Source organism: Sphingomonas sp. LR59 (assembly GCF_036855945.1).
GTDB lineage: Bacteria > Pseudomonadota > Alphaproteobacteria > Sphingomonadales > Sphingomonadaceae > Sphingomonas.
Genome location: NZ_JASPFL010000001.1, coordinates 1,492,711 through 1,508,935, shown reverse-complemented (window position 1 = coordinate 1,508,935; position 16,225 = coordinate 1,492,711). Strand labels below are relative to the sequence as shown.

Below are 16,225 nucleotides of genomic sequence, written 5' to 3'. Positions count from 1 at the left end.
CTACTCTTCGAGGAGACGGAACGATGCGTTGGTCAATATTGGGCGCAATAAGCGCGATGCTGCTCATGCCGCCGGCAACGGCTGCGACATACGAGGCCAAAGGGCCGATCGAACGTCATTATGCGGCGGACGGTCCATGGGCCACGACGACAGCCGTCTCGACCCACGCCTGCGACCGTGAGGGCAATCTTTGCGATATCTGGTATCCGGCTGACCTTGGCGCCAACCCGCTCAAGGGGCGGACCAGCGGCTTTCAGCATCCTGTGATTGTCTTCGCCAACGGCACGGCGGATACGGTCCCGGCGGAGAAGAATGCCTTTTTCCTGCGCCATCTCGCGAGCTGGGGCTTCATTGTCATTCGATCGCGCGACGGCTCGACGGGGCAGGGTGAAACGGTCACCGACGCGAAGGACTTCCTACTCGCTCAGTCCCGCGATCCGGGTAGTGTTTTCTACGGGAAGGTGGACGCCGACAATATCGGTCTGGCAGGCCATTCGCAGGGTGCGGCGACCGCGGCTTTGCTGTTCTCGCGGAACGATCCTGCGTTCAAGACCTACGTGCCAATCGAAACCCCACTACGCGCGGTCTGCGTGGTCGCGAACTGCTCGATCGACCTTGGCGCGCTGTCAAAAGTTACCCGTGGTTCCATTTTCTATGTCGGTGGCGACGTCGATGTGATCTCAAGCCTGCCGACCAATCTGGGCTATTACGTGCCGACTTCGGATGCGGTCGACAAGGCGATGGGGATGATTGCGCTTGGCGGCCATACCGAGATCGAGGGCAATCCTGGTTGCGCGAGCGGCGGTATCCCGGCGTCGTGCAATCTCGGTGTTTATCCCTTGCTCGGATATCCCACCGCCTGGTTCATGTGGAAGTTGCAGGGAGCGGCCGATGGGCCGGCCGCGTTCGCTAAAAACGGTGAACTGAGCAACGCGGCACCCGGATGGCTCGGCGTCCTTAGCAATATCCAGCGACCGTAAGATGCATGATCTCACGATGGTGCGGTCGCGTCATTTGTGGTGGGGCCTGTTGGCTGTTGGCACCTGTACCGCACTGCTCGTCGCCGTATTCGTGTTTTATTCGCCGCCTCCGGTCGGGCTCCAGCCTGATAGTGTTCGCGTGGTATCGGTCCCGGCAGTTGGCGGTCATGCCTCAGGCCGCAACGTATCAGCCGGACTTGTCGACCGAGGCCCAGCACGGTCTGATTGGATTGGCTCTGACCGCACCGTTATACTGCGCGCGCTTGCCTTGCCGGTGGATGCCCGATTGCGTGAGGTGATCGGCTCGAATTCTAGGCATCAGGTTGTTTGCGGACAGGTACAGCCTGGGGCGGGGCAGCCCTTCCGTCGCTTCTTTTACGCGAAGACCGCGAGGATGGGGGCCATAGCTGACGGTGGCGCCGAGTTCGATCAAACCTTTGCCGGGTTATGCGCTGAGGCTAAATGATCCCGACGTCGATTCAGGCACTACAACTCCGAAATAGACAGAGATAAATCATGGATGAATCGTTAGGTAATTTAAAAGACAAGCTTGAGCAGGCCTTGAAACTTGCGTATGATCTTGAAATCAAAGTTGTTGGTGCCTGGATATCAGTGGCGATTGACGCTCTATCCATTGAAGGCGAGACAGCTTGAGCCACCTGGGCTTGGGGAAGACCTTTATGAACCTACAGTCTGGTGTCAACCAGATTGGGGACCTCTTGACTCCACATCGAAGAAGCGCATGATTAAGCCCCCGATTTGATATGCGGATGGCCGAATTCTGGTGACGTGACCCCCGTTTTTCATCCAGCGGCAACCAGAGACCGACCGTTGTTGTCGCGCAGGAGCGCGGGTGAAGCAACGGGCGGGTTTAAACCCGCCCGTTGCTTTTCGAGTTCGGCGGCGAAGGCCGCTGGTGTGGCGTAGCCGAGCGAGGAGTGCGGCCGCTCAGTGTTGTAGTCGTCGACCCAGCGCGCGAGGATCGCGCGCGCCTGGCGGATGGTGAAGAACAGCGTCTCGTTCAGCAACTCGTCGCGCATGCGACCGTTGAAGCTCTCGACGAACCCGTTCTGCGTCGGCTTGCCCGGGGCGATATAGTGCCACTCGACGCCGGCATCGCCCGACCACGCGAGCACCGCGTTCGAGGTCAGTTCGGTCCCGTTGTCGCTGACGATCATCTTGGGCGCACCGCGCTCGGCGATCAGATTAGCGAGTTCGCGTACCACGCGCTTGCCCGAGATCGAGGTGTCGAGCACCGCCCGCAAGCACTCGCGTGTCACGTCGTCGACGATGTTGAGGATGCGGAACCGCCGCCCCGTGGCCATCTGGTCATGCACGAAGTCCAGGCTCCAGCGCTGGTTGGGCAGCGCCAGCACGGGGGCCGGCGCCCGCGCGCCGACAGCACGCTTGCGTCCCTTGCGACGACGCACCGTCAAACCCTCTTCGCGGTAGAGCCGCTGGGTCTTCTTGCGGTTGATCGTGATGCCGTCCCGGCGCAGCAGGATGTGCAGCCGCCGATAGCCGAACCGCCGGCGCTGCTGCGCCAGCTCACGCAATCGCGACCGCAGGTCGCCATCATCTCCCCGGCACGAGCGGTACCGCATGCTCTTGCGATCCGCTCCGACGACAGCACACGCCCGCCGCTCGCTCATCCCCAGCGCCGTCTGGAGATGCGCGACCGCTTCCGCTTCGCGGCAGGCGTCACCATTTTTTGACAGCAGGTCCTTCAGACCCGCGTTGTCGAGCATCGTATCCGCCAGCAGCCGCTTGAGCCGGGCGTTCTCCTCCTCGAGCGCTCGCAGCCGCTTCGCGTCGGACACCTCCAGCCCTCCGAACTTGGCCTTCCACGCGTAATACGTCGCGCTCGACATCCCGTGCCGCCGGCACAGGTCCGTCACTACCGCGCCCGCCTCGGCCTCCTTCAGGATGCCGATGATCTGCTCTTCCGAAAACTGCTTCCGCTTCATCTGTCCGTCCCTTTCCGGGGTCGGACTCTAGCTCCAACTGGAGGAAAAAACGGGGGTCACGTCAGTGGAGCAAATCGCCCACTATCTTACCGGCGTCGTTCGAGTTCGAATGGAGCTTCCGGTGCGGCCTGACCGGGACAGGCACCTGTCGTCCATGCTGCAACAGATGTTCGCCATCACCCGGTAAGCGGACGATCCACTATCCTCTCCCTTGTACGACATCGATAACGGACGATCATGCGCCAAGCGCAGTCGGCACGGGGGTGAACGAATGTCTGAAGTTGGGAAGCGGGGAAGGGCGCGCGAATGTCTGCATTTGGGTCGCTTAGCTAGCTCGGCTAACAGATATTAGTCGACGCTAATTCGGTTTCAATGACTACCGAGCAATTCGTCCAATCGAGGCGGGTCGAACGGATCCAGGCCTGAGCCGGGATAAAATGTCATTTCGCCAAATCGGGGTATGACGCCTGTGTCGTAGAAGTCGACACGGACGAATTCGAACCCGCGTCCTAAAGCCTCTGCCCCCTCGATCATGAGCGGCAAACTGATCGGCGGCCGGACATCGAGACGATCGGCACTGGTCGACATGCCGCGCCAATCCCGATCGAAGATCACCCATCGGTGGCATGTCTCACGATCGACGTGGACCTGGATCGCCTCGACCCGGCCGTGGAACACGTAAAGCTTGTAATCGATCGGCAGCGCCGGTCCCTCGCCGACGAAGGGTTCGATCAGCACGCCGCGCGGCACGTCACGATAGCCCCATTCGTCGAGCCAAAGGCCGTAGGGCCGCCGCATCCATGCCGCTGCCGCCGAGCGGACGGCGTTCCAGTCGTCCGACGTATCCCGGACGATGCGGCACTGGTTGCAGCCGTGACGCGATTTCACGACGAACGGGGCGGGAAAGGGGAGCTGGCCAGGCAGTATCTCGCTCGACCAGAGGGTGGGGTCACCCAATCCGCGCCAAGCACGTTGGCGACGAATGGCTTTACGCCCACCTTGTCGATCATCAGCGGGATGCGAGGATCGCGGTCGATCAATTTGCGCCGCTGGACGAACTCGGTGAACCGTCGCGGTCGGTCGATCGACAATCGCCGCCGGTGCCGCCACCAATAGGTCAGGTGCACGCGGATCCACGCGGCCAGCGCTGGCGCCGGGCCTGCTTTCTCGCCGAAGCTGGCTAGCGGAGACGTCCGCGGCCATGTCACCAACAGCGGTGTGGTGGTGCTGGGGATCACGTCCGTCTGCATGGGTGATCAGGAGGCCGGGTCTGCGCGTTCGGCCAGCATGTCGGGCGCGCGCTCCCGGACCAGCCAACGATACAGGCTCGGCAGCAGCAGCAGCGTCAGCAGCGTCGACGTGACGATCCCGCCGATCACCACGGTCGCCAGCGGGCGCTGTACCTCGGCGCCAGCACCGCTCGCGATCGCCATCGGGACGAAGCCGATCGACGCGACCAGCGCGGTCGACAGCACCGGGCGGAGGCGATCGCGGGCGCCTTCGCGGACCGCGTCGTCGACGGTGCGCGGGTCGCCGTCACGGCCGTCGCGGAGTGAATTGATGTGGTCGACCAGCACCAGCCCGTTGAGCATCGCGATCCCCGACAGCGCGATGAAGCCGATCGCCGCGGTAATTGAGAACGGCATGCCGCGCAGCCACAGCGCAAGCACGCCGCCGGTCACCGCGAACGGGATGCCGGTATAGACGATCGCCGCCTCCTTCACGCTGCCGAGCGCGGCGTAGACCAGCAGGAAGATCAGCACGAGCGCGGCGGGGACGACGATCGACAGGCGCTTCTGCGCGGCTTCCAGCTGGTGGAACTGGCCGCCGAATTCGATCCGGTAGCCCGGCGGGAGCTTGACCTGACCGTCCACCGCGGCGCGCGCTTTCGCGACATAGCCCGCAAGATCGCTAGTGTTGAGCGTCACCATCAGCGCGGCGCGACGCTTGCCGCCGTCGTGGAGGATCGGCTCGACCTTCGGCGTCACGCGCAGCCGGGCAACGCGCGACAGCGGCACCATGCCATACTCGCCGACGCGTAACGGCAGCGCGAGGATCGCGGCGGGATCGGCACGCAGGCTCTCGGGCATCCGGACGACGATCATGTGGCGCGCCTCGCCCTCGGGGATGAAGCCGACCTCGGCGCCGGCGATCGCATCGGTGATCGCGGTGTTCACCTCGGCCGTGCCCAGCCCGAGCCGCAGCATCGCGGCGTGATCGAGTTCGACGACGATGCTCTTGGGGCGACCGGCGGTTTCGAACTCGACATGCTCGGTGCCGGGTTGCTTGTCGAGGATCGCCTTGGCTTGCTTGGCGGCACGTTCGAGGACATCGTAATCCTCGCCGAAGATCTTCACCGACACGTCGGCGCGCACGCCTTCGAGCATCTCGTTGAAGCGCATCTCGATCGGCTGCGCGAATTCGAAGCTCTGCCCCTTGTAGACCTGCCGGCCGATCTTCTCGATCCCCGCGACGAGTTCGTCCTTGGTCTTGGGCTTACCATCGCCGGTCGGCCAGTCCTTTTCGGGCGCGTAGAAGATGTAGAGATCGTTCTCGTTGGGCGGCATCGGATCGGTCGCGACCTCGCTGGTACCGATCTCGCGAGAAGATGTGGCTGACCTGGGGGAATTGCCGGCGGATCTGGCGTTCGGTTTCCTGCTCGATTGCGAGGCTGCGTTCGAGCGACATGCCGACCGGGCGATAGACCATTGCGGTGATCGAGCCCTCGTCGAGCTGCGGCGTGAACTGCGATCCGAGCGTCTTGAAGACCCCGAACGTGACCGCAAGCACTACGAGCGCGCCGATCACCAGCAGCTTGGGATGCGCGAGTGCGCGCTCCAGTGTCGGTGCGTAGCCGCGCTCGGCGAGCCCGATCAGGCCCTTGTGGCGGGTGTCGTCCTGCTCGCTCGCGGGCGCGCGGAGCAGCCAGGCGGACAGCGCGGGGACGACGGTGAAGGTCCAGACGAGGCCGGCGAAGATCGCAAGCATGACCGCCTGCGCCATCGGTTGGAACAGCTTGCCCTCGACCCCGCCGAGGCTGAGCACGGGGACATAGACGAGCGCGATGATCGCGATGCCGAACATCGTCGGTCGCGCTACCATCCGTGCGGCGTCCGCCACCGTTTCGCGGCGTTCGTCGGGCGTGAGGTCTTCACCCTTGGCGCGACGGCGTTCGGCGAGCAGCCTCAGGCTGTTCTCGACCACCACGATCGCGCCGTCGACGATCAGCCCGAAATCGAGCGCGCCGAGGCTCATCAGGTTTCCCGACACGCCGATCGCATGCATCCCCGAGACCGTGACGAGGAAGGCGAGCGGGATGACGATCGTCACGATCAACGCCGCGCGCCAGTTGCCCATCACCAGCAGCAGCACGAGCGCGACGAGCAGCGCGCCTTCGCCGAGATTGTGCTCGACCGTCGAGATCGTCCGGTCGACCAGGTCGGCGCGACTATATTGCTGGTGGACGACCATGCCCTTGGGCAGCGCCGACTGGATATCGGGCAGCGCGTCCTGCACCCGCAGCGCAACCTCGCGGCTGTTCTGCCCGACCAGCATCATCACGGTGCCGAGCACGGTCTCGCGCCCGTTCTGCGTCGCGGCGCCTTGACGCGGCGCCGATCCGATCACGACGTCGGCGAGATCGCGGACCTGGAGCGGCAGGATTCCCCTGCGAACTTCACCGGGATCGCGCCGATATCGGTCGCGCTCGTCACACGGCCGTTGGTAAGCACGGTGAAACGCTCGGCGCCGCGCGCGATAATGCCGCCGCCCGCATTCTCGACGTTCTTGCCGACCGCCTGCGCGAGTTCGGCCGCGGTCACGCCGTGCATCGTCAGCCGTCGCGGATCGGGCTCGACGACGAACTGCTGCTCGAGACCGCCATTGGTGTTGACGTCGGCGACGCCGGTGACCGCGCGCAGCATCGGCCGAACCGTGTATTCCTGCGCCTCGTACAGCTCCATCAACTGGCGCTGCGCGTCCATCCCCGCGGGCGGCCGCTTCCATTCGAGCGTGTAGTAATAGATCTCGCCCAAGCCCGTCGTGATCGGCGCGAGCTGCGGCGAGGCGCCCGGCGGCAACTGATCACGGACCGCGTTCAGCCGCTCGGTGACGAGCTGGCGCGCGCGCATCTGGTCGGTGCCGTCCTTGTAGAGCAGCGTCACCTGGCTGAGCCCGGTCTTGGTCAGGGAGCGCGTCTCCTCGAGCCCCGGCTGGCCCGCCATCGCGCGTTCGATCGGTAGCGTCGCGAGCCGCTCGATCTCCTCGGGCGCGAGGGCTGGGACCATCGTGTTGACCTGCACCTGCACCCCGGTGATGTCGGGGATCGCGTCGATCTGGAGATTGGCGAACGACCACAGGCCGACCGCCGCGATCAGCGCGGCCACCACCGCGATCGCCAGACGGCGTCGCGTGACGAAATCTAGGAGCCCGGCAATCATCGAGCGAGCGCGTTGCCGCCGTTGAGCGCGCGCAACTGAAGCAGCGCCTCGAGTGCCTCGCGCCGCGTATCGAGCACCGCGTTGGTCGCCTCGATATAGGATTGCTGCATCTGCATGTAGATCGCCAGCGGAATCGCGCCGAGCTGGAAGTTGCGGTTGGCCTCTTCGGCGGCATCGGCAAAGCTGCGCGGCGTGTTGCCGTCCCATTTGCCGAGCGCGGAACGCTTCGCCTCATATTGTGCGGCCTGATCGAACACGTCGCGCGCGATGCGGCGTTCGGCATTGACCAGCGTCGCGTTGGCCTGCGCTTGCCGACCCTGCTCGACCGCAACTTCGCCCGCCTGTCGGTTCCACAGCGGGATCGTAGTCGACAGGCGGACGCCATAATTAGTCTCGCGGATGTCCGAACGCGCGCGGTCGTAATAGGGGCCGATCCCGACGGTCGGGAGGCGTGCCTTCCGCGCGAGATCGACGCGCAGGCCCTGCTGCTCGAACTGTGCGCGCAGCGCCTTCAGTTCGAAATTGTTCGCGGTCGCGTTGGCGGCCAGCGTCGTACCCGATGGAAGATCGGGGAGCGACATGTCGGGGCGGACGATCCGCAGCCGCGCGGCGAACGGCGCGCCGCGTAATTGGTTGAGTTCGTACAGCGCCGAATTCGCCTCGGCATCGGCCATCGCCGCGGTCCGCTCCGCACTGATCGCGCCCGCCTGGAGCGAGGCGGCTTCGAGACGTGGGGCTGGCCCGGCCGGATCGCGCGACACGATCACGCGCGCGAGCGCCCGCATCCGCGTCGCGACTTCGCGCGCGACACCCGCCTTCTCGTCGGCCGCGAACAGCCCGTAGCCCAACGTCCGCGCGCGCGCCGCCAGCGTCGCGTCGAACTGCTGGAGACCCATCTTGGCGAGCTCCACCTGCCGCTCGGCGATCGCCCGGCGCAGCGCGATGCGGCCGCCGAACTCGATCGGCTGGACGACCGAAACGGCATAGGTCAGCCCGTCGCCGAGCGGCATGCCCGTCGTGCGATCATCGGCGCGGCGCTGGCCGAATTCAACGACCGTCTCGGGATCGGCCCAGCGCCCGGCGGCCGATCGCTCGACGCCCGCCGTCTCGATCTGGCGTTGATAGAATTGCCGCTCGGGATTGTTGGCGACGACGTCCTGCGCCAGCCGGTCGAGTGAGATCGCCGTGCCAGTCGGGGCCTGCGCATACGCGGCGGTCGGCATGACGGCGCCAGCCATAAGGGCCAAGGCAACAATCCGCATTACGTGCTTCTCCAAGGACATACCCTTGGAAAAATCGGTAGCTGAGGGGTCGGCGGTGCGTCGATTAAATCCGCGTTCAGAGTCTGAACTGCAATTCAATTGACGGCGCGTCCCCCGGCCTGCGAACTGGTCGCATGACGCATATCCTGCTCATCGAGGACGATGCCGGCACGGCGCACGAGATCACGCTCGAGCTGGCGGCGAACGGCTATGCGGTGACGCACCACGCCTTGCTGGCGGATGGTTTCCTCGCGGCGCAGGGGGACGGCGTCGACCTGCTGATCGTCGATCGGCAACTGCCCGACGGGGAAGGGCTCGACCTGATCGCGCGGTTGCGGGCCGAGGGCCGGCGGACGCCAGCGCTGGTGCTCAGCGCGCTCGGCAGTCTCGACGACCGGGTGCGGGGATTGCGCGCGGGGGCGACGACTATCTCCCCAAGCCGTTCGCGCTGGTCGAACTGATCGCCCGCGTCGAGGCGTTGCTGCGGCGGCCCAACGAGACACGCGACACGCGGCTGATCGTCGGCCCGCTTGATCTCGACCTGTTGGCGGGAACCGCAACCCGGTCGGGGCGGGCGCTGGACCTGTTGCCACGCGAGCTGAAGCTACTCGATTACCTGGTCCGCCGGCCCGACCGGATCGTCACGCGGTCGATGCTATTGCGCGATGTCTGGGGCTATAATTTCGAGCCCAACAGCAACGTCGTCGACGTCCACATGGGCCGCCTGCGTCGCAAGGTCGACGGCGAGGGCGAGCCGCAACTGATCCGTAACGTTCGCGGGCAAGGCTATGTGTCCGATGTCCCGCTCTAACCCCGCGCACGCGCGACATGGCGGTGGGGCGGGGCGATCGCGGCTTTGCTGATCGTCCAGTCGCTGGTCGTCGCGGGGCTGTTTTGGGTGCTGGCGAACGGCAGTCACCGACGGATGACCGAGCGCGGGTTTGCGAGCGATTGTCGCGATCTGGCTTCACTGGCGGCGCCGATGCGGCAGTCGGCCGTCCGGGCGATGCTGACGCGCGATATCCACCGTGATCGCTTCCTCGCGCTGTTTGCCGCCGATGGCAGGCTGATCGAAGGCAACATCGCACGTCTGCCGGTCCCCGAGATCACGCGAGCATCGGTGATCGCCGACGTCGACACGATCGAACTGCCGGGCAAGACCCGCGATACCGCGCGACTGGTCGTGTGCGCGATGCCCGACGGATCGCGGCTGCTTACCGGTGTTGATCTCGACGATGCGGAGGAGGCGTTGCGGGTGGTCGAGCGGTCGCTCGCGATCGCGCTGCTCCCCGCGATCTTGCTGGCGATCGGGTTTGGCCTGGCGGCCGGGCGACGCGCGGCGCGACAGGTGGACGCCGTCCGCACACTCACTGCCCGGATCGTCGCGGGCGATCTGGCAGAGCGCCTGCCGGTAGGCCCCGATCCCGACAGTTTCGGACTACTATGCGCGCATATCAACGCGATGCTCGACCGGCTCCAGCTGCTCGTGACCGAGGTCCGCGGGGTCGGCGACGACATCGCGCACCAGTTGCGCACGCCGCTCACCCGCTTGCGCGCGCGGGTCGAACGCGGGCTACGCGAGGCGGAAACGCGCGCGCAGTTCGAGGCGGTCGCCGATGCCGCGCTGGCGGAGGTCGACACCCTGCTCGGGATCGTCGCTGCGCTGCTGCGGATCCGCGAGCTGGAGGATCACGCCCGTCGCAGCCGCTTCGCCGCGGTCGACCTCGCGCGGTTGGCGGAGGATGCGTGCGAGCTTCACCGCCCGACCGCGGAGGATCGCGGGATCGACCTGACCTGCGAGATCGCCACGACCGCCTCTGTCGAGGGCGATGCGAGCCTGTTGATGGAAGCGGTCTCGAACCTGATCGACAACGCGATGAAGTTCGGCCCCGCGGGCGGTCGCGTCCTGCTGTCGTTGCGGCAGGACGGCGAGCGCGTGGTCATGACCGTGGCCGACGACGGGCCAGGCGTACCGATCGCCGAGCGGTCGCTGGTCACGCAGCGATTCTACCGCGGCCGGCAGGATTGCGACGGCGCCGGACTAGGGCTCAGCTTGGTCAAGGCGATCGCCGACCTGCACGACTTCACGTTGCGGTTCGCCGAGGTCGGCAGTGCCGTCTCGCTAATCGGTCCCGCGTATCAAGACTGAACCCGAATTTAGACAACCAGGGTGCCGATCGCACGTTCAATCCTCGACGAAACGACGCGTAACGAGATGGGGAATTCGTCCTGCATCCGCCGCCGTTCCTCGCTCGAAAGGACGATCCATGCGGTATGTTCTCCTGGCTACGGCTTCGCTTCTGCTCGCCTCCCCCGCGCTAGCACAGACCCAGCCGCAGACCGGCCCGTTCCCACTCAACAGCGTCACCGACCGGGTCCATTCGGGACCGCAAGCCGGCGATTTGCGCAACTCGATCCAAGCCCTGCAGCAGGCGCTGACCGAATTGCAGCAGCTCCAGCTGCAGACCAAGCAGGCGCATTGGAACGTCTCGGGTACGTTGTTCTACCCGCTGCACGAACTGCTTCAGGAACATTACGAAGGCGTTGCCAAATATGCCGACGAAGTCGCCGAGCGTCTCCAGAGTGTAGGAGTCTCGTCCGACGGGCGCGCCAACACGATCATCCGGACCAGCCGCATTCCCGAATTCCCGGGCGGTTTCGTCGACGACGGCAAAGTGATCCAGTGGTTTGCGCAATATTACCGCGTTACCAGCGACGAGCTGGGGCAGGGCATCAAAGCGACCAACGATACCGATCCGACCACAGGCAACCTGCTGCAGGAAGTACAGCACGCGATCGACAAATATCAGTGGCAGATGCGTGCAATGATCCAGTCGACGCCGACCGATCCCAATACGGGTGCTGACCTCAACAACGGTCGCACGCTTGCCCCCGCCGGAACGCCGAGCGCGCCGATCAACTAAGGAGAGGGCGAGCGTTGGCGTGGTGCAGTCCCGTGGGGAGGCATCACGCCGATGGGCGATCCGGTGCGCAATCGTGCAACCTGACCTACCGCGTCAAAAGCGCATGGCTCAGAACCGCATGGCGACGTCGATCCCGCCGCCGCCAGAGCCCGCCCACGGCGTCAGGCGGACGCGGTCGTCGTGGCGCGAGGTCAGCAGGAAACCGCTGGCGCTGCCGATCACCGCGCCGGCAAGGACGTCGTGGACATAATGCTTGTCGGCCCGGACCCGTGCGACGCCAACAAACGAGGCAACCAGCAACGCGGGCAATCCCGCTTCCCAGCCGTAGCGTTTCTCGAGCGATGCCGCTGCGGCGAACGACACCGAGGTGTGGCCGGAGGGGAAGCTCTTGTCGTCGCTACGATCCGGGCGGCTTTCATGGATCAGTTCCTTTAACGCGAATGTCGTGCCGCCAGCGACGAGCACGCTGGCACCCGCGTCCAGATCGCCGCGCCAGTCACCCTGAACAGCGGGCACGCCGAGGGCGGCACCGACGAGCAGGTCACGGCCGATATCGCTGGCATCTGCCCAGCCTTTTGGACCGGCGGTGGCGGGGGCGGCCCACGCCACCGGCGCGAGTACCAGCAATGCGATAATCTTGACCTTCATTTCGCCAGGGTCCCTTTTTGCGGTGATTTATCGAAAGTTCCGATCATGCCCGCCACGCCAAACCCCGCCTTAACCGTGGTGATCTCGGCGGTCGGTCCGAGCATGCTCCTAAAGTCCGCGACGGTGAGCAGCCGGTGCGTGCTGCTGCATCCGATCCCCGTGCGGCGCAAAGATTCTGCGGTTGTCGCATAGACTGCGAGCCGTCCGCCGGGACGCAGCACGCGCATCAGTTCGGCAAGGACCTGGCGATCGTCGTGCCAGAAATAGGCGACGTTGGATGCTAGGATGCGGTCGACGCACTCATCGGGCATCGGGATGTCGGTGAACGGCGCATGGTAGAAAACCGCGCCGGGGTTACGCCGGCGGGCGGTGTCGATCATGTCTTGCGAATGATCGAGGCCATAAACCCGTCCTGCTCCCGCTGCCGTCGTCAGCGCGAGGATTGCGTCGCCGGTACCACAGCCGAAATCGAGCACGATATCGCCGCGTCGGACATCGAGCGCCGCGATCGCGAGGCGCGTGGGCCGACGGTTAGCGACGCGCATCGCATGCCCGACTAGCCGACCGCCCACGCCGTTAGGGTTCTCAAGCTGCCGCGCGAGGGTAGCGGCGAGCGGGTTCACGCCGCCTTGAGCTTTGCGTTGATCTTGCCGAGCAGCGCCCGCATTTCCGCACGACGTCCTGCGTCCCAGACCGGGCGTCCCGTGTTCGCCGGCGCTTGCAACCCGCGCAGGACATATTGCTTCGCCTGTGCCGGATGCCCCTCGTCGTTGAGGAAGTCGGCATAGAAGAAGTTGTTGTCGAGGCCGTTCGGATCCTGCTTCAGCGCCGCCTCGAGCAGCGCGCGGGCCGTTGTCGTGCTGCCGAAGCCGATCGGGAACCCGGGGACACGGTAATAAAGGACGCCCAGGCTCATCTTGACGCCGCCATCGGCGATGTTCGGATCGATCCCTTGCGCCCTTTCGAGGATCTCGCGGGCCGACCGGGCAAGACCGAGCTGTTTCAGGACGCTGGCGCGCGCAGCTTCCTCGCTGACGACGATCCCCTGCCACAACAGCGGCTCGGCGCGGCCGGGATAGCGTGCTGATACCTGTGCGGCTTGGCCGGCAAGCGCGTCGAGCTGACGATATTGTTCGTTCCGGTCGGCGACCTGATAGCGGATATGCGCCCACTGATCGTTGATGCGGCGCACCGCGGCGTCCATCGCCGGGTTGTTGCTGGCGTTGGCCGTACCTGCAAAGGCGAGCGCGGCGAAGGCAAGAGCGTAACGAACGATCATGATAGGGCTCCTGAAGAATTGTCCTGGAATAGGCCGCGCGCGGTCAGCACTTGGCTTGCGATGCCGCGATCGACGACGCCCGGCACCATCGCGTTGAGCTGCGTAAAGACGCGCTCGGGCAGCCCGATCGACACGTCGCGCTCGCGCCGCTCGATTGCGCGGAAGATGCGGTCGGCGACGGTGGCGGGATCGTCCGCGGTCATCTTGGTCAGCGCCATAAAACGCTCGATCGTTGCGGTGTTAAAGCCGGTCCTGACCGCTCGCGGGGCGACGTGCGTGACAGCGATCCCGCGCCCGCTTAGTTCGCGACGCAGCGCCTGGCTAAGACCCTTCAGCCCGGCCTTTGCGCTAGAGTAGACGGTGAAATAGGGGTAGGGGACCGAGCCCATAACCGAGCCGATGTTGACGATCTGGCCATCGCCACGCGCGATCATCTGCGGCACGACGGCGCCTGCGAGGATCGCGGGTGCGACCAGGTTGACCGTGTAGCCGAGCGCGATCCCCATCGCGCCCTGCCGCTCGAACGGACCGAAATACTGGAGCCCAGCGACGTTGGCGAGAATGTCGATGCGCCGTTCTGCGAGCGTGCGGGTGAGGTTGGCCAGCGCCTCGGGATCGGCGAGATCTGCGACGAGATGGTCGTCGCAAGCAGTCGACGGGATCCGATCGATTCCTGTTACGTACGCGCCGCGTGTGCGCATTCGGGCCGCGAGCAGGCCGCCGAGCCCGCCGGCAGCACCGGTCAGCAGGATATGGCGGCCTTCAAGCTGGGACACGCGTCGCCTCCAGCTCGATCCCGGCGAACAGCCCGCCGAACAGCGCGAACATCGCGTTGGCCATGTCGATGATCGCGCGCTGGTCATCGGGATCGTCGATCCGGTTCATCAGCGTTTCGAAGAACACCATGTGGTCCTGGTCGAGCGCGCCGTGCGAGGTCAGGTAATGAAACGCGTCGTCGGGCAGCCCGAGCGACGCCTGAACCGCGCCTGCGCCGTGGCTCGCCATCGCGATGCTGGTGCCCTCGAGGACATAGACCATGCCGAAGAAGGCGGCAGGGTTACCCTCTCGAATCGTTTGATAGGCGTATTCGACCATTGCACGCGTAGCAGGAGAGGGCGCTTTACTCGCTGCCACGCTGTCGCCCCCAGCCGCTTCGATGTCTTCCAGGATCCAGAATTCGTGGCCGGTCTCTTCCTCGATATACTCGTCGAGTGCGGCGACCAGGACCGGTCGATGCGAAAGCCGGGTCCGTGCTTCCTGCATGAGCGGCACGGTGTGGCGGACGTGATGGAACGCTTGCGTCAGATACGCGATGTAATCCGCGCGCGTGATCCGTCCGGTCATCCCGGCGACGAGTTGCGGGGTCATCGCAAACCGCGCCTGTGCCTCGCGGGTGTCGGCAACGAGGCGGTTGAAGAAGGGCACATCTGAAGGCGCGTGATCCATGGAAATCTCCTGGGCGGGATAGGCGGTGTCGATCGCGGCGCGGCGGAGGCGGCCGTTGCCGGTGAGAAGTCCCGTCGCGGGGGTGAACGGCGGGACGACCTGCCAGTCCGCGATGTGCGCGTAGGCAGGGAGCGCTTCGTTGGCGGCGGCGACTGCGGCCTCGACGTCCGCGGTCGGTGATGACGGGACGAGCAGCGCGTCGATCGTCGCGCGCCCGTCGCCGCGTACCATCGCCTGGAATATCGCGGGTTGGCGCGTCAATATTCCCTCAACCCATTCGGGGGCAATGTTGCGGCCGTGGCTGGTAACGATGAGTGCGGACTTGCGCCCCTCGATCCAGAGCCGGCCGGCGTCGTCGATCCGTCCCAGATCGCCGGTCGCGAGCGGGCCCGGAGCGCGCGGCGCGCCGACTGTGCCAAGGAAAAGCGGCCCGTCGATCAGGATCTCGCCGTCGTCGGCCAGGCGCAGGATATTGGCACCGATGCTCCGGCCGACGCTGCCGCGCGATGACGGATCGCCGTCGTCGAGTGAAACGACCGAAGCGCATTCGGTAAGGCCGTAACCCTGGCAGACCGGCAGCCCCAGGTCTGCCGCGGCGTCGAGCAACAGCGGATCGATCCGCGCACCCCCGACCGCGACTAAAGTCAGGCGTGGCAGCCGGATGCCGGTCGCGCGCATCGCCGCGACGAGGCCGGCAAGGTAGTCCGGCACGAGGATCAGCGACGTAATCGCCTGCCGCTCGATTGTGTTGAGGATCGCCATGACGTCCGGGCGGAACGGATCGGCCATGCCGACCGCGGACTGGGGCAGCGCGACGTAAGTGCCACCCGCCAGCATCGTCGCATGGAACCCGGCGACGTTTTCGAGCAGGATCCCCGGGGGCAGCAACGGCAGATGCCGCCCGGCGTGATGGACACCCAGCGTATCCACCACCCCCTGCGCGACGCTTAGGAGATGGTCGCGCGAAAGGCAGATACCCTTCGGGTCGCCGGTCGATCCGGACGTAAAGGTAATGCGTGCCGTGCCGTCGGGCAGCGTGCGGGCGGGTGTGCTGCGTCGAACTTCGCGAACCTGCAGGCTCGGATGGGCGTCCAGCGATACAGCCACCGGCCCCGACAGCAGTATCTCCGCACCCGCCGCGTCGAGTGCGTGATCGGTCTGTGCGGCGGTGAAAAAGGCAGGGAGGGGATGGTCCGTATGCCCGCTTCGAGCAAGGCGAGGTCGAGGAGACATTCGCTCACGCCCTGATCGACCTGCAGCGCAACCGGGCGGCCATCGGC

General features: G+C 65.6%; 13 protein-coding genes and 2 pseudogenes. 5 read left to right on the top strand and 10 right to left on the bottom strand.

Annotation, left to right across the window (positions count from 1 at the left end; genetic code table 11):
* Nucleotides 1-23 precede the first annotated feature (23 nt).
* Together QP164_RS06800 and QP164_RS06795 are read left to right on the top strand one after the other, a co-directional pair.
* Nucleotides 24-980 carry a hypothetical protein gene (locus QP164_RS06800; protein WP_333922639.1) on the top strand — a complete coding sequence of 319 codons (957 nt, stop codon included), beginning with the start codon at nt 24-26 and terminating at the stop codon, nt 978-980.
* A 516-nt stretch (nt 981-1,496) separates the two neighbouring features.
* On the top strand, nt 1,497-1,634 hold the full coding sequence (locus QP164_RS06795; protein ID WP_165886673.1) for a hypothetical protein: 138 nt from the start codon (nt 1,497-1,499) through the stop codon (nt 1,632-1,634).
* A 149-nt stretch (nt 1,635-1,783) separates the two neighbouring features.
* On the opposite strand, the gene QP164_RS06790 is transcribed toward QP164_RS06795, so the two are convergent.
* The 5 genes and pseudogenes from QP164_RS06790 to QP164_RS06770 all read right to left on the bottom strand — a co-directional run bounded on the left by QP164_RS06790 (nt 1,784) and on the right by QP164_RS06770 (nt 8,609).
* Entirely contained in the window at nt 1,784-2,947 is a 1,164-nt protein-coding gene (locus QP164_RS06790; RefSeq protein ID WP_333922600.1) for an IS3 family transposase, read from the bottom strand.
* Between the two features lie 369 nt (nt 2,948-3,316).
* A complete protein-coding gene (locus tag QP164_RS06785) occupies nt 3,317-3,835 on the bottom strand; it encodes an ATP-grasp fold amidoligase family protein (RefSeq protein WP_333922638.1) in 519 nt (172 codons plus the stop codon).
* Entirely contained in the window at nt 3,832-4,185 is a 354-nt protein-coding gene (locus QP164_RS06780) for a hypothetical protein (RefSeq protein ID WP_333922637.1), read from the bottom strand. The genes QP164_RS06785 and QP164_RS06780 overlap by 4 nt, the downstream gene beginning before the upstream one ends.
* Nucleotides 4,186-4,203: 18 nt before the next feature.
* A pseudogene (locus tag QP164_RS06775) lies at nt 4,204-7,386 on the bottom strand (efflux RND transporter permease subunit).
* The gene (locus QP164_RS06770; RefSeq protein WP_277984147.1) at nt 7,383-8,609 is read right to left on the bottom strand and encodes a TolC family protein; all 1,227 of its coding nucleotides are present in this window, start codon (nt 8,607-8,609) and stop codon (nt 7,383-7,385) included. Before QP164_RS06770 ends, QP164_RS06775 begins: the two are co-directional and overlap by 4 nt.
* A 173-nt stretch (nt 8,610-8,782) precedes the next feature.
* On the opposite strand from QP164_RS06770, the pseudogene QP164_RS06765 reads away from it, so the two are divergent.
* The 3 genes and pseudogenes from QP164_RS06765 (at nt 8,783) to QP164_RS06755 (ending at nt 11,572) form a co-directional block, all read left to right on the top strand.
* Nucleotides 8,783-9,459 (top strand): annotated as a pseudogene (locus tag QP164_RS06765) (response regulator transcription factor).
* A 45-nt stretch (nt 9,460-9,504) separates the two neighbouring features.
* Nucleotides 9,505-10,797, top strand: coding sequence for a sensor histidine kinase (locus QP164_RS06760; RefSeq protein WP_333922636.1), 1,293 nt, complete (start codon nt 9,505-9,507; stop codon nt 10,795-10,797).
* A 118-nt stretch (nt 10,798-10,915) separates the two neighbouring features.
* Entirely contained in the window at nt 10,916-11,572 is a 657-nt protein-coding gene (locus QP164_RS06755; RefSeq protein ID WP_277984144.1) for a Dps family protein, read from the top strand.
* A gap of 108 nt (nt 11,573-11,680) precedes the next feature.
* Here QP164_RS06755 and QP164_RS06750 read toward each other — a convergent pair whose 3' ends face one another.
* Genes QP164_RS06750 through QP164_RS06730 form a run of 5 tightly spaced genes read right to left on the bottom strand, consistent with a single transcriptional unit; the run spans nt 11,681 to nt 16,178 of the window.
* Complete coding sequence (locus tag QP164_RS06750; RefSeq protein WP_056059421.1) at nt 11,681-12,220, bottom strand: phosphatase PAP2 family protein; 540 nt, start codon at nt 12,218-12,220, stop codon at nt 11,681-11,683.
* Complete coding sequence (locus tag QP164_RS06745; protein ID WP_277984142.1) at nt 12,217-12,843, bottom strand: class I SAM-dependent methyltransferase; 627 nt, start codon at nt 12,841-12,843, stop codon at nt 12,217-12,219. The genes QP164_RS06750 and QP164_RS06745 overlap by 4 nt, the downstream gene beginning before the upstream one ends.
* The gene (locus QP164_RS06740; protein WP_333922635.1) at nt 12,840-13,499 is read right to left on the bottom strand and encodes a hypothetical protein; all 660 of its coding nucleotides are present in this window, start codon (nt 13,497-13,499) and stop codon (nt 12,840-12,842) included. The genes QP164_RS06745 and QP164_RS06740 overlap by 4 nt, the downstream gene beginning before the upstream one ends.
* On the bottom strand, nt 13,496-14,275 hold the full coding sequence (locus QP164_RS06735) for an SDR family NAD(P)-dependent oxidoreductase (protein WP_277984141.1): 780 nt from the start codon (nt 14,273-14,275) through the stop codon (nt 13,496-13,498). The genes QP164_RS06740 and QP164_RS06735 overlap by 4 nt, the downstream gene beginning before the upstream one ends.
* Nucleotides 14,262-16,178, bottom strand: a complete 1,917-nt coding sequence (locus QP164_RS06730) for an AMP-binding protein (RefSeq protein WP_333922634.1) — start codon at nt 16,176-16,178, stop codon at nt 14,262-14,264. The genes QP164_RS06735 and QP164_RS06730 overlap by 14 nt, the downstream gene beginning before the upstream one ends.
* Nucleotides 16,179-16,225 lie beyond the last annotated feature (47 nt).